The sequence below is a fragment of the Sorangium sp. So ce119 genome (assembly GCF_051524405.1).
Taxonomy (GTDB): Bacteria; Myxococcota_A; Polyangia; order Polyangiales; family Polyangiaceae; genus Sorangium; species Sorangium cellulosum_G.
This window is the reverse complement of the sequence record NZ_CP150310.1, coordinates 7,185,070-7,197,476: the sequence shown is the minus strand read 5'-3', so window position 1 is coordinate 7,197,476 and position 12,407 is coordinate 7,185,070. Positions and strand designations below refer to the sequence as shown.

Annotated in this window: 8 protein-coding genes and 4 tRNA genes; 7 read left to right on the top strand and 5 right to left on the bottom strand. The window is 73.8% G+C overall.

Annotation, left to right across the window (positions count from 1 at the left end):
• Positions 1-110 precede the first annotated feature (110 nt).
• From WME76_RS27070 to WME76_RS27045, 6 genes are all read left to right on the top strand, one after another.
• Positions 111-184 (top strand) — tRNA-Glu (locus WME76_RS27070).
• Positions 185-288: 104 nt separating this feature from the next.
• Positions 289-362 (top strand) — tRNA-Pro (locus tag WME76_RS27065).
• 37 nt (positions 363-399) lie between these two features.
• Positions 400-481: transfer RNA gene (locus WME76_RS27060), tRNA-Leu, on the top strand.
• A gap of 4 nt (positions 482-485) precedes the next feature.
• Positions 486-558 (top strand) — tRNA-Leu (locus WME76_RS27055).
• A gap of 106 nt (positions 559-664) precedes the next feature.
• The gene (locus WME76_RS27050; protein ID WP_437955170.1) at positions 665-1,183 is read left to right on the top strand and encodes an HNH endonuclease; all 519 of its coding nucleotides are present in this window, start codon (positions 665-667) and stop codon (positions 1,181-1,183) included.
• Between the two features lie 113 nt (positions 1,184-1,296).
• Complete coding sequence (locus WME76_RS27045) at positions 1,297-3,504, top strand: protein kinase domain-containing protein (protein WP_437955169.1); 2,208 nt, start codon at positions 1,297-1,299, stop codon at positions 3,502-3,504.
• Positions 3,505-3,564: 60 nt separating this feature from the next.
• On the opposite strand, the gene WME76_RS27040 is transcribed toward WME76_RS27045, so the two are convergent.
• The 3 genes from WME76_RS27040 to WME76_RS27030 form a co-directional block, all read right to left on the bottom strand.
• A complete protein-coding gene (locus WME76_RS27040; RefSeq protein ID WP_437955168.1) occupies positions 3,565-4,140 on the bottom strand; it encodes an HPF/RaiA family ribosome-associated protein in 576 nt (191 codons plus the stop codon).
• An 849-nt stretch (positions 4,141-4,989) separates the two neighbouring features.
• Positions 4,990-6,039: a hypothetical protein gene (locus WME76_RS27035; RefSeq protein ID WP_437955167.1), complete on the bottom strand. Its 1,050-nt coding sequence runs from the start codon at positions 6,037-6,039 to the stop codon at positions 4,990-4,992.
• 69 nt (positions 6,040-6,108) lie between these two features.
• Positions 6,109-8,148 (bottom strand): DUF4215 domain-containing protein, encoded by a 2,040-nt coding sequence (locus tag WME76_RS27030; RefSeq protein ID WP_437955166.1) that lies wholly within the window; start codon positions 8,146-8,148, stop codon positions 6,109-6,111.
• A 280-nt stretch (positions 8,149-8,428) separates the two neighbouring features.
• Between WME76_RS27030 and WME76_RS27025 the strand changes: the two genes are divergently transcribed.
• Positions 8,429-9,397 (top strand): ornithine cyclodeaminase family protein, encoded by a 969-nt coding sequence (locus WME76_RS27025; RefSeq protein WP_437955165.1) that lies wholly within the window; start codon positions 8,429-8,431, stop codon positions 9,395-9,397.
• Positions 9,398-9,407: 10 nt separating this feature from the next.
• Here WME76_RS27025 and WME76_RS27020 read toward each other — a convergent pair whose 3' ends face one another.
• Together WME76_RS27020 and WME76_RS27015 are read right to left on the bottom strand one after the other, a co-directional pair.
• Positions 9,408-10,529, bottom strand: coding sequence for a formylglycine-generating enzyme family protein (locus WME76_RS27020; protein ID WP_437955164.1), 1,122 nt, complete (start codon positions 10,527-10,529; stop codon positions 9,408-9,410).
• A 196-nt stretch (positions 10,530-10,725) separates the two neighbouring features.
• Positions 10,726-12,342, bottom strand: a complete 1,617-nt coding sequence (locus WME76_RS27015) for a protein kinase domain-containing protein (protein ID WP_437955163.1) — start codon at positions 12,340-12,342, stop codon at positions 10,726-10,728.
• Between the last annotated feature and the right edge of the window lie 65 nt (positions 12,343-12,407).

Sequence of the window (12,407 nt, the reverse complement as noted above, 5' to 3'; positions counted from 1 at the left end):
CCACGGCGCAACTTGCCCGTTCGTTCGTCTCGTTGCCGAGGCGGGCCGCCGTCCGGCGAGCCGCACATCGTGCGGTCGCGCGGCGCCCGGCGGCCCGCCTCTTTTTTCACGTCCCCATCTCGCTAGCGGCCCAGGCGGCCGGATTTTCGCTCCGGAGACGCGGGTTCGAATCCCGCTGGGGACACCGGGCCGCTCCGCTCGCCTGCGTGCACCTTCGGGTGCCCGCGCCCGAGCGGGCGAGCCTGCCATCATTCACCGGCAGAACGCCGGCAGAGCATCGAGAGAATCCTGGGTGTGGCTCAACCTGGTAGAGCACCGGCTTCGGGAGCCGGGGACTGGGGGTTCGAATCCCCCCACCCAGACCGCGGTGAGGCGACGCCTCGACCGCGGCGCGCGGACGTCACCGTGACGGAACGGCATACGTGGCAGGCTGAGATCCTGCGCCCTTCGGGGTATGTGGGTTCGAGTCCCACCGGTGACACCCTGCCCGGGTGGCGAAACGGCAAACGCTGCTGGCTTAGAACCAGCTGACTGGGGGTTCGAGTCCCTCCCCGGGCACCGATCGAATGTGCGCGTCGAACGCACCCGTCGCGCCCTTCGAACGTACGAATTGCACGCAACCTGGAGCCACATCATGAAGAGAAAGAGACGATCGAGGTGAGCCATGACCGCGCAGACGCTGCTCCTGACGCCATGGATGGTGCCCCATAAGGTCATCCCCTGGCAGACCGCTGTCACGATGAGCTTCCTGGGCAAGGTGGAGATCCTCGAGGAATACGATGACGTCATCCGGTCGCCGTCGCTCTCCATCAAGGCGCCCGCGGTGGCGCGGCTGAAGCGGCCGACGCTGCAGATGAAGCGCGGCGTGCGGTTCACGAGGACCAACGTCCTGCTGCGCGACGGATTCCGCTGCCAGTACTGCGGCGTGAAGAAGGAGGCCCGCGAGCTCAACTACGATCACGTCATCCCGCGCGTGCAGGGCGGCAAGACCGTCTGGGACAACATCGTTGCCTCCTGCTACGCGTGCAACTCGACCAAGCGAGGACGGACGCCGGAGCAGGCGGGCATGAAGCTGCTCCGCGCCCCGGTGAAGCCGAAGTGGCTGCCGCCGGCGCCCGTCTTCGGCCTGAGCGAGCGGCGTATCCCGGAGGCGTGGGCAGGCTACTGCGCGAGCCCGGGATGAGCTGAGCGCCGCACGCCGGCGCGCCGCGGACCCACCACCGCGCGGGTGGGGGCGGCGCGCCGGCGCGCGTCGGGGCTTCCGCCGGCAAACCGGCGGGTGCAGGATGGCCGGGCATGGAGATGCGCCCGGCCAGCGACCGCGTCGAGGACGAGCCCGCGCCGGTCCCCACGGTCCTGCGCGGATGGCTGATCGAGGGCGAGCTCGGGCGGGGCGGCATGGGGCGGGTGTTCCGGGCGCGGCACCCGAAGACGCGCGCGCGGGCGGCGATCAAGGTGCTGCTCGGCGACTACGCCCGCCGGCCGGACGTCGTGGCCCGCTTCCGGCAGGAGGCGATCGCCGTCAACATCATCAACCACCCGGGCATCGTCCGTGTCTTCGACTCCGGCGAGCTCGAGGACGGCTCGCCGTACATCGTGATGGAGTACCTCGATGGGCGCGGCCTGCGCGACTGGGTGCAGGCGGTGCCGCCCGCGGACCGGCCCCGCCAGGTCGTGCGGCTCGGCTACCAGATCGCGTCGGCCATGGCCGCGGCCCACGCGTCCAGGGTCGTCCACCGCGATCTCAAGCCGGAGAACATCATGGTGGTCGACGACGAGCTCGCGCCCGGGGGCAGCCGCGTCAAGATCCTCGATTTCGGCATCGCCAAGGTCCTCTGGGGCGGTCTCCCCGAGGTCGTGGAGCTCGACGGGACCGGCCCCGTCGCGTCGGTGTCCGCGCCGGCGATCCGCACCGAGCTCTCCGCGCAGCCGGCGCCCACGCTGGTGGCCACGACAGGCGCCGGGAGCGCCGCCGCAGACCTCGACGCGCGCGAGGAGGCCGCGCTCCGGAGCCTCCCGCTCGTGAGCCTCGGCAGGCCCGCGATCCTCCCCTCGCCGGTGGAGATCCCGCCCGAGGCGGCGTCCGCGGCGCCGGTGGAGAGCCGGCCCGAGGCGGCGTCCGCCGCGCCGGCGGAGCTCCCGCCGGAGGCGGCGTCGTTCGGGGGGGCGCGCGCGTCCATCGAGCCCTGCGCGCCGCGCAGCGGGGGCGCGGGGCAGCCCACGATGCCGTTCACGCAGGAGGGCGTGTGGGGCCTCGGGACGAGGAGCTACATGGCGCCCGAGCAGGAGCGCCACTCCGGCAGCGTCGACGTCAAGGCGGACGTCTACTCGCTCGGCGTCATCCTCTACGAGCTGCTCGAGGGCCAGACGCCCGACGCGGCGACCGGGGCGTGGCCGCCGCCGATGAGCGCCGCGACGCCGCCGGACCTCGTGGCCCTCGTCCACACGGTGCTGTCGTTCGATCCCGAGGCGCGGCCGCGGATGGCGGCGGTCGCGGCCGCGCTGCACCGCCTCGGCCGGGCGAAGCGGGAGTTCGACGAGGCGCTCTCGAGGTGGGTCGCCGGCGGGAAGGCGCCGAGGCTCCTGCCGCGCGGCAAGGCGCTGCACGAGCTGTCCGCGTGGGCGCGCGACATCGACGACCTCTCCGGCCCGGAGCGCGGCTTCCTGGACGCGGCCACCGCGGCGGAGGCGCGCCGCGAGCGCCTCACGCGGGCGCTGCTCGCCCTCGGCGTGGTCGTGCTGATGGGCATGGTCGCGACGACCACCGTGTTCTGGATGCACGCGACGCGGGCGCGGAAGACGGCCGAGGCCGCGGAGCGCGCCGCGCGGGAGCACAGCCGGCTCGAGGCGGCCGCGAACGCGTCCGCACAGGAGGCGCTCGCGAAGATGACCGAGGCGCAGCGCGCCACCGAGGAGGCGCTCGCCCTCGCGATGGAGGCGAGCGACGCCGCGCGGAGCGCCAACTCGGCGAGGGACGCCATGACCGAGGCGAAGCTCCTGGCCGAGCACGCCGAGCTCCGCGCGCGGCGCGCGGCCCAGGCCGCGTCCGCCGCGAAGGCGGAGGCCGACGCGCGCCACGAGCAGTCGAAGAGCGCCCTGGAGCGCGAGATCGCCGGCCTCGAGATCGACCGCGAGCGCCTCCTCGGGCGGCTCGAGCGGACCGAGGCCGACGGCGAGCGGGCGAGGGCGGCGCTCCGGTCGAGGGAGCACGAGCTCAGGGCCGTGCTCTCGGAGCTGAGGCGCGAATCGGCGCGCGTGGGCTCGCTCGAGCGCAGGCTCGAGGAGGCCGCCGAGCGGATCGACGCGCTGAGGGAGGCGCGGGAGGAGTGCGTCGCGAGGCAGCGCAGGGCGCCGCCGCCGCAGCAGCCCGATGGCCCGGCGGACGAGGGCGGCGTCGCTCCTCGGGGAGAGGAGGAGAGCGCGACGCCGCCGGCCGCGCCCCGGCCGGAATCGATGCCGATGCCGTCGCCGCTCCCGACGTTGCCGCGCGGCACGACGATATGAGCGCGGCGCCGCGCTCGTTCCCGTGCGCGGCGCCGCGCCTCGTTCACGAGGCTAGCTGGACTAGCTGAGGGTCGGTATCTCCTCGCGGCTGCGGTTGCCGCCGCGCGCGTCCACGATCCGCACCGTGCTCGCCTGAGGGCCCTTGTCGCCGTCCTCCTCGGTGTAGGCGACGCCCATGCCGATCTTCAGCTCGGAGAACGGGGACGAGAGGATGCTGCGCTCGTGGAAATAGATCTCCCGGCCGTCGATCGTCGTGATGAAGCCGTAGTCGTCGAACAGCTTCGTGATCACGCCGGACGTGTCCTGCGCCGGGTGCGCCTTCACCTCGCTCCGCTGCTCGCTCGCGAGCTTCTTGAGCTGCCGACCCGCGCGCTGGAACACGTCGCGCACCGCCGTCGGCAGCAGGTTCCTGGCGGCCCGCTCCTCGCTCACGATCTCCTGCTTGCCGGCCACGTGGAGGTCGACGCGCACGCGGTACTCTCCCCCCGTGCCCTGGCTCGCGTGGTCGCGCTCCACCACCACCGCGCAGCTGTTGATGTGGTCGTTGAAGCGCTGGATCTTGGTCGCTTGCTCCCGGATCAGCTCCTCGAGTGAAGGGCTTTTGTCGATATGTCGGAACGTGAGCTCCAGTTGCATTATCGCTCCTTTCATCCCGCGTCGATGGGACGCGTCACGGCAAGTCGCTGTGGGTCGCTGCGCCGCACCAGCCGATTCCAGGCCACGCGCTGTACGTCGGACCTGGGCACCAGGGAATGTACCGACCTCGCGACCCGCTGCGCGGTGGCCCGGGGCGGGCGCCGCTCCGGGGCTGCCAGGTCGACGTGGACGGCATCGTGCAGCAGCCGGGCCCCCTCACTTCTGCTTCGCCTGCTGCGCAGGGCCCGCGTGATGGTTCTTTGCGACCATGAAACCCTCGTGTGTGCTCAAACCACACGGGTGCAAGTTCGCTGCCACGGTCGCTCCGCCGTGAGGCAGCGCGCTCGCGGCGGGCTCCGCCGTTGACCGACGCCGGGCGCGGTCCTGGCGGCGCAAGCTCTGCGCGACAGGAGCAGGTTCTTGCGTCCCTCGTGAATCTCCAGGCCGGCGCCGGGGATGCGGCGAGCGCGACGGAGCGCGTGCTCCCCTGGGGCAGTTTGCGACACACGGGGCGTCTCGCGCCATTCCGTCGAATTTCATCGCGTTCCACGCGCCCGTCCGGTCCAGGGACGCGGGGCAGCGCTCGGCGGACGAGCTCCGCCACGCGGGGCAGCGAGGACCGGCCCCACCGCGGCGCGCCGCCCCAGGACGCCGGCGACGCGACGGTCCGCCTGCCGTGCCGGGATGCCGTGCCGATCGGGAGCAGTGCGCACGGCGCGTCGTCGGCCCGGCGCCGAGGGGCGAGCACGAGGACGAGCGCTCGCAGCGGCGCCTGGCCCCGGGCGGAGCGGCTGGCGCGTGGGGCATAGCGCCCCGCTCGCCCGGCGTCGGCCGCACCCGGGCGCCGCTTCAGCGGATATCGAAGACGTAATCCGTGTCGTATGTGCGGACGAAGAGCTTGCCTTCCTTTTCGACGAGGTATTCAGGCCCGCTCTTGATCGGGAGCTTCGAGACCACCTTGCCGGTGGCGCGCTCGAGGACATAGAGGAAGTCCGGCTCCGCGGTGAAGCCGTATCCGCAGAGGAGGTGATCTCCGTGGAGCACGAAGTTCTCCGCGTTGCAGACGAGCGGCGCGCTCTGCCAGAGGAGCTGTCCCGAGGCGAGATCGATCGCCGAGAGGAAGGCGTTCTTGCCCTTCGACGAGGCCGCGTACGTCCTGTGGCCCGACGAGACGTAGAGCACACCGTCTCTGGCCACGGCCCAGCCGACGTGGCCCCGCACGAACGAGGCCTCCCCGGGCGCGATCTCGGGGGGCGTGAGGTAGCTCTCGAAGTCGAGGAAGGCGACGACCTTGCGCGCGGCGTCGACGATCGCGACGAGGCGCGCGTCGTTGAAGCTCGGGCCGTAGAGCAGCGCGAGGTGGTCTCCGTGATCGATCGCCTTGACGAGCGCATGGTCGCGGTAGCGGGCGGGAACGAAGGAGGGGAGGGCGCCGGCGTCGCTCTGGGGGGCGCTCGGCACCTGCAGGGTCGGCAGAGAGAGGCCGTTCCTGGTGAACCATGCCGCCGCGTCCGTGATTGCGTTCTTCTGCTCGGCGACCTTCACGAGGCGCGGCGCGGCGGAGCCTCCGGCCGGCGCGGGCCGCACGAGCGTCTGGCCGAACGGCGGCGGCGCGAGCTTCACGGGCGACCGGCCGTCGAGCGCGATCTCGGCGGCGCCGTCGCCCGCGGCCGCCGCAGGAGGCTGCGCGGCGCCGTCGCCGCCTGGCGACGGCGCGGGCTGCGGCGCCGGCCCGGCGGCGTCGTGAGCCGCGGGCGCGGCGCCGGCCGCGCTGGAGGGGGCCGGCGCGGCCTCCGGGGGGCGCGCGGGCGCCGGCCGACAGGCGCATGCGGCGAGCGCCGCGGCGGCGAGCAGGAGCTTGCGGGGAGATGACCGGGCTGAACGGAGGGGGGCGAGCACGCGCGCAGCGTAGCTCATCCGCCCCGACGCGAGGGCGCTCCGGGCGCGCCCGGGGCGCGGCGCCGGGGCTCAGGGGGCGGGCGTGAACGCGAGGTGGAGCGTGTACGCCCCGGCCTCCGCCGCGCTGTACGTGTCGACGAAGATGAACAGGGGCGCGCCGCCGTCGACGTCGAGCGCGATCGTCTCGGGGAAGGTGCCGCCGGCCTGGCGGTCCTCGCACCGGATCTGGGAGTCCGCGTCCGCGCAGCTCGTCCGCACGTAAAGCCCGAGGTCGGTCGCGGAGGACAGCGCCAGCGTCAGCGTGCCGTCGCTCGGCGGCGTGTACGTGTGGATCTTCTCCGGCATCCCGCGCGTGAAGCAGGTGCCGTCGAACAGCGTCGTGCCGGTCGACGTGTCGCCCTGGTTGTCGCCGAGGACGGCCGGGAGCGTGTCGGCGCAGGCATCGTCGAGCTCCAGGGTGCACTCGGCCGAGCAGCCGTCGCCGCTGGTTGTGTTGCGGTCGTCGCACTCCTCGGGCTGGCTGATGATCCCGTCGCCGCAGGTGGCCGGAGAGAACACGAAGTCGAGCGTGTACGGCCCTGCGTCGTCCGGGGAGTAGGCGTCGACGAAGATCGGCACCGCCTCGTCCCTGCGCACGACGAGCTCGAGCTCCTCCTCCTCGAGACGGGTGTCCGTGGCGGCGTACTCGTCATTGCAGTCGATCTCGGCGAGGCTGTTCGTGCACACCGTGCGGGCATAGAGCCCGTGATCGCTCTCCGACTGGAGCACGACGAGGAGCGTGCCGGACTGGCCCGCGGGCGGCCTGAACAGGTGGAGCTGCTCCGGCCCGCCGCCCGTGCAGCTCGCCTGGAACACGCTCGTGCCGGTCGACGTGTCGCCCTCGATCGTCGTCGTCGTCGTCACGGCCGCGGCGTCCGCGCAGGCTGCGTCGGCGATCGGGCCGCAGGTCGCGCTGCAGTCGTGGTCCGCGCAGTCGGTGAGGCCGTCGCCCTCGTCGTCCACGCCGTCGGCGCACGCCGCCTCGCCCGACTTGCAGGTGCTGTCGAACGGGTCGCACATGCCGAGCTCCGTGCACTGCGCGTGGTCGGTGCACGCCGGGGTGCACGCGGTGATTCCGTCGACAATCTCGCTGCATGTATAGCCATCACGGCACGCGTCCGGTCCGCTGCACCTGAGGACGCACAGGCCCACGCCCTCGCCGAAATCGACGCAGACGCCGCCCTCGGAGCATGCGCCCACGGCGGGATCGCACGGGCTCGCGCAGGAGCCGGACGGCCATCCCCATTCGGTCTCCGTGATGCAGTACTCGCCGGCGCAGGCTTCGTGGTCGGCGCACGCGGCGCCGTAGATGGTGGAGGGACCTCCGCCGGTGCCGCCGGTGGGCTCGGCGCCACCCGTGCCGCCGGTGGGCTCAGCGCCGCCAGAGCCGGTGGCGCCGCCGGTGCCGGTGGGCTCGGCGCCACCAGAGCCGGTGAAGCCGCCGGTGCCGGTGGGCTCGGCGCCGCCAGAGCCGGTGACGCCGCCGGTGCCGGTGGGCTCGGCGCCGCCAGAGCCGGTGGGCTCAGCGCCGCCAGTGCCCGTGGCGCCGCCGGTGCCGCCGGTGGGCTCGGCGCCACCCGAGCCGGTGGCGCCGGTGGGCTCAGCGCCGCCAGTGCCCGTGGCGCCGCCGGTGCCGCCGGTGGGCTCGGCGCCACCCGAGCCGGTGGCGCCGGTGGGCTCGGCGCCGCCAGTGCCCGTGGCGCCGCCGGTGCCGGTGGGCTCAGCACCGCCAGAGCCGGTGGCGCCGGTGGGCTCGGCGCCGCCAGTGCCCGTGGCGCCGCCGGTGCCGGTGGGCTCGGCGCCGCCAGAGCCGGTGGCGCCGCCGGTGCCGCCGGTGGGCTCGGCGCCGCCCGAGCCGGTGGCGCTACCGGTGCCGGTGGGCTCGGCGCCGCCAGTTCCGGTGGGCCCGGCACCACCGCTGCTGCCAGTGCTGGTCGCGTCCGAGCCGCCGGTGCCGCTGCCTGTCACGCCGATGCCACCGGCACCACCGGACCCGCCACTGCCACCTTCACCGTCATCGTCGCCACACCCGGCGGTCGTCGAGAGCGCGAGCACAAAGAGACCTGCCACGAGTCGTATGTTCATCCACCCGCTCCACCAGAAACAGATTGTCGGGACGCGAGGTGAACCGCACCCCACGCCGCAGCGCCATGCCATCTTCGGCGCAACAGCATCGCCTGCCAACCCCTCTGTCGTGTCCTCCGCAATCTCATCCGCGCTCCCGGACGCGGCGTGTGCGCCGAGCTGCGCCGTGACCCGCATGGAGAGACGGCGCGCCGAGCGTGCCAGCGCACCCATCCGCGGCCGGAGCGCGTGCGTTCGACGGCGGGCTGGCGTACGGTCGCGCGCGATGACGCCCGAGAAAACACTGCTCCTCTCCCAGTCCGATGTGGCCTCCCTCCTCTCCATGGAGGCGGCCATCACCGCCGTGGAGGCGGCGTTCGCGGCGCACGGCCGAGGCGAGGCCGCGATGCCGCCGAAGGTGTACCTGGGGCTCCCGGCACACGACGGCGATCTGCGTGCGATGCCGGCCTACGTCGACGGAGCGGCCGGGGTGAAGTGGGTCAATTCCCACCCGAAGAACCCCGCGCGCTTCGGCCTGCCGTGCGTCAGGGGGCTTTATCTCCTCAGCGACCCGGCCACGGCGACGCCCCTCGCCGTGATGGACGCGACCCGCCTCACGGCGGTGCGGACCGGCGCGGCGGCGGCGATCGCGTCGAAGCACCTCGCGCGGCCGAACCCCCGGACCCTCGGCTTCATCGGTTGCGGCGTGCAGGCGCGCTTCCTCCTCGACGCCCACCGCGCCGTGTACGGCGAACGGCTGGAGGTGCTCACCGCGGACGTGTCGCGCGAGGCGAGCGAGCGATTCGCGGCCGAGGCGGGCGGGCGCGCCGTGTCGGCGGAAGAGGCCTCGGGCTGCGACATCCTCTGCACCTCGACGCCGGCGCGCGCGCCGGTCGTGCAGCGCGCGTGGGTCCGGCCGGGGGCGCACATCAACGCGATGGGCGCCGACGCGCCCGGCAAGCAGGAGCTCGATCCGGAGATCCTCCGGGACGCGCGCGTGATCATCGACGACTGGGCGCAGGCGACCGAGAGCGGCGAGGTCAACGTGCCGCTGCACGCGGGCGCCCTGCACCGCGAGCACATCCAGGGCACGATCGGCGAGATCGTCGCGGGCAAGCTCGCCGGGCGCGGCGACGCGGCCATCACGGTGTTCGACTCGACCGGGCTCGCGATCCAGGACGTCGCGCTCGCCCGTGTCGTCTACGCCGCCGCGCGCAGCAAGGGCGCGGGCACGTCGTTCGACTTCTTCGCCTGAGCGCGGCCCGCTACGGCGTCCGCGCGCACCGGATGCCGATGCTGTAGTAGACGGTCGAGGGCGCGACGTTGACGCGCTCGGACGACAGCAGGAAGTTCGGTTTGCCGAACGAGCTCCCGCCGCGGACCACCCGCTCCGCGGTGTCGGTCGAGTTCGCGCAATCGACGCACGGAGCCGGGTAGTCGCCGAACCCGTCCAGCACCCACTCCCGCATGCTCCCGCCGAGATCGGCCTGCGTCCATCGCCCGTCGCCCCTCGGCGAGCGGGACCCGACAGGCACGATGTCCGAGAAGTTGCTCTGGAACGTGCAGCCCGGCGCCGCGCTCTCGCTGCAATCGTACGACGCGTAGCTCGCGTCGATCTCCGTCGACTCCGGCGGGCTCGACCACGGATACTGCCGCTGCTCGCTCCCTCCGGCTGCCGCGTAGTTCCACTCGGCTTCCGTCGGCAGCCGGCCCGCGTCCCACGCGCAGAACGCGGCGGCGACGTACCAGCTCACGCAGTTCATCGGCAGGTGATCGTGCGCGCCGGGAGCATCGGTCCACGTGGCCATGTCCGGGTTGTCCGGAGCGCACGTCACCGCGGCCCTCAGCGCCGCCGCGTCCGCGGGCAGCTCGCTGCTCCAGGCGGGATTCCACCCGCTGCCCTGGATGCCCGGGTGCGCTCCGGCGTCGGCGACTGGCTGGCTCCCGGGATACGCCTCCACGAACTTCCGGAACCTCCCCACGGTCACCTCGAAGCGATCCAGCAAGAAGCCGCTCACCGTGGCCGGAAACTCCGGATTGTTGCTGCGATCGAAGCTCCCCGCGGGGATCATCGCGGTCGCGCAGCAGCTCTCGGCGCTCCCTGGCCCGCACGTGGAGGGCAGCCCGTCGCAGCTCGGCGGCGCCGTGCACGTCCGCCCGCGGCACACGGGCGCTTCTGCAGGGCACGCCTCCGGTGCGCCCCACTGCCCGTGATCGCTGCACCGCTGCACCCGGTTGTCCGTGCACCGCGCGTCGCTGGGCGCGCACTCTCCGCTGCCGCCATGGCCGCCGCCGCCTGGGTCCGCGCTGTCGTCGCCGCCGGGGCCGGTGTCTCCGCCGCCGGATCCGGTGTGCCGGCCGCCGGGGCCCGCGTCGCCGCTCTCCACCGGGTGATAGTCCGCATCGAGCCCTAAAAGCGCCGTACAACCGCTGGCCATGAAGGCCGACGCCGCCCACCACCGTGCAGCGCGCTTGCTTCTCATCGCTTCTCCTTAGCTCTCTCGGCGTCGATCGCGGGCACCCTCAGCAGGCGAGTCGACGAGATGGGGACGCGCCGCGACGACCGCGCGGCGGCCGCCGGGCTCAGTAACGACCGAAGAGGGAGCTCTGGGGTGTCTTCTTGGGCGGGGTTGACGTCCTGGCGCTCGCGACCGGCTTCGGCGCCGGGGTCGCCGTCTTGCTCGAGCGCGCCGCGGGAGGCGCGCTCGCCGTGGGCGCAGCCGCGACGCGCGCGCTGGGCGCCGGCGTCACCGTCGGCGCCGCGACGGCGACCGGCGTCGGCAGCGCCGCCGCGCCCGGTTCGAGCGCCGCCGCGCCCGGCTCCAGCGCGGTGCCGGGCTCGCGCGCCGCCGCGCTCGGCGCGAGGGCCGGCGCAGCCCCTGCGGGCGCGGCCGTGGCTTGCTCCGGCGTGGTCGTGCTCGCGGCGGCGACCTCCGGGACCGCCGGCACCTCGCCGCCCCCCGAGCGCATCGAGAGCCAGACCCCCGCGGCCACGAGCGCGCCCATGCCCAGCGCGGCCACCCCGGCGATGAGCGGCGCCCGGCGCGGCCTCGGCGGCAGCGAGCCCATCGCGGCCCCGGTCGACGTCGCCGCCAGCCGCAGGGCCGGCGAGCCGGCGCCGAGCTCGGGCGACGGGGTCATCCCCAGCGCCGACTCGGTCCGCTGGAGGGTCGGCGGCAGATCGGGGTGCGACGGCGCGCTCTGTCGCGCCCCGGGCGAGGGCGGCGAGCTCGGGTTCAGCCCGGGCGGCAGCGCGCTCGCGTACAGCCCGGGCGACGACGGCGAGCTCGCGAACGCCGCGCGCCGCCCGCCCACCGGGATGCCGAACACCTCGCCCAGGGCCTGCACCGCCTCGGTCGCCCTGCGGAACCGCGCCGCGGGATCGACCGCCGTGGCCCGGGCGAACCACGCGTCGAAGCCCGGCGGCAACGCCACGCCCATCGCGCGCGCGCGCTGCACCGGCGGCTCCTGCGGGCCGCGGATGGCCAGCATCGCGAAGGCGATCACGTCGCCCGCCTCGTTCGCCTCGGGGTCCCAGTACGGCAGCCCCACCAGCAGCGTGAACGCCATCATGCCCAGGGCGTGGATATCCGCTGAGCCGGTAAGCTTCTTTCCAACCTGGAACTGCTCGGGCGCCATGTAGAGCGGCGTGCCGAGGCTGCGCGTGGCCCCGGCCGCGGTGGCGCCCTCCGCGACGAGCTTCGCCACGCCGAAGTCGAGGATCTTCACGAGGAACGAGCCGTCCTCGCGCTGCGACAGGAAGAGGTTCGCGGGCTTGAGGTCCCGGTGCACGATGTTCGCCGCGTGCGTCCGGTCGAGGGCCAGCGCAGCCTGGTGGAGGTACGTCACCGCCTCGTCGGGCGGCAGGCGGCCGACGCGCTGGAGGCGCTGGCCGAGCTCCTCGCCGCGGAGCAGCTCCATGACAAGGAAGGGCATCCCGGTCGCCTCGTCGACGCCCGCGTCGAAGACATCGACGATGTGCTCGCTCTCGATGTGCGCCGCGATGCGCGCCTCGCGCTTGAAGCGCTCGCGCATCTCCTCGCTCTGGAAGAGGTGCGCGTGCATGACCTTGAGCGCGCGGCGGCGCTCGGTCTCGAGGTGCACCACCTCGTGGACGGCCCCCATGGCGCCAGAGGCGATGAGGCGCACGACGCGATAGCGGCGCGCGAAGACGGTCCCTTCCGCCAGTGTAGTCGACACGATCGAGGAGGGTCGCGTGGCGCGCGGGCGGCGTCAAGGATACGCGGCGGCGCGCCGCGAGGATC

Excerpts from the sequence above, each read along its gene's own strand:
- WME76_RS27045 (WP_437955169.1), top strand. The coding sequence starts at position 1,297 with ATGGAGATGCGCCCGGCCAGCGACCGCGTCGAGGACGAGCCCGCGCCG.
- WME76_RS27040 (WP_437955168.1), bottom strand. The coding sequence starts at position 4,140 with ATGCAACTGGAGCTCACGTTCCGACATATCGACAAAAGCCCTTCACTC.
- WME76_RS27025 (WP_437955165.1), top strand. The coding sequence starts at position 8,429 with ATGACGCCCGAGAAAACACTGCTCCTCTCCCAGTCCGATGTGGCCTCC.
- WME76_RS27050 (WP_437955170.1), top strand. The coding sequence starts at position 665 with ATGACCGCGCAGACGCTGCTCCTGACGCCATGGATGGTGCCCCATAAG.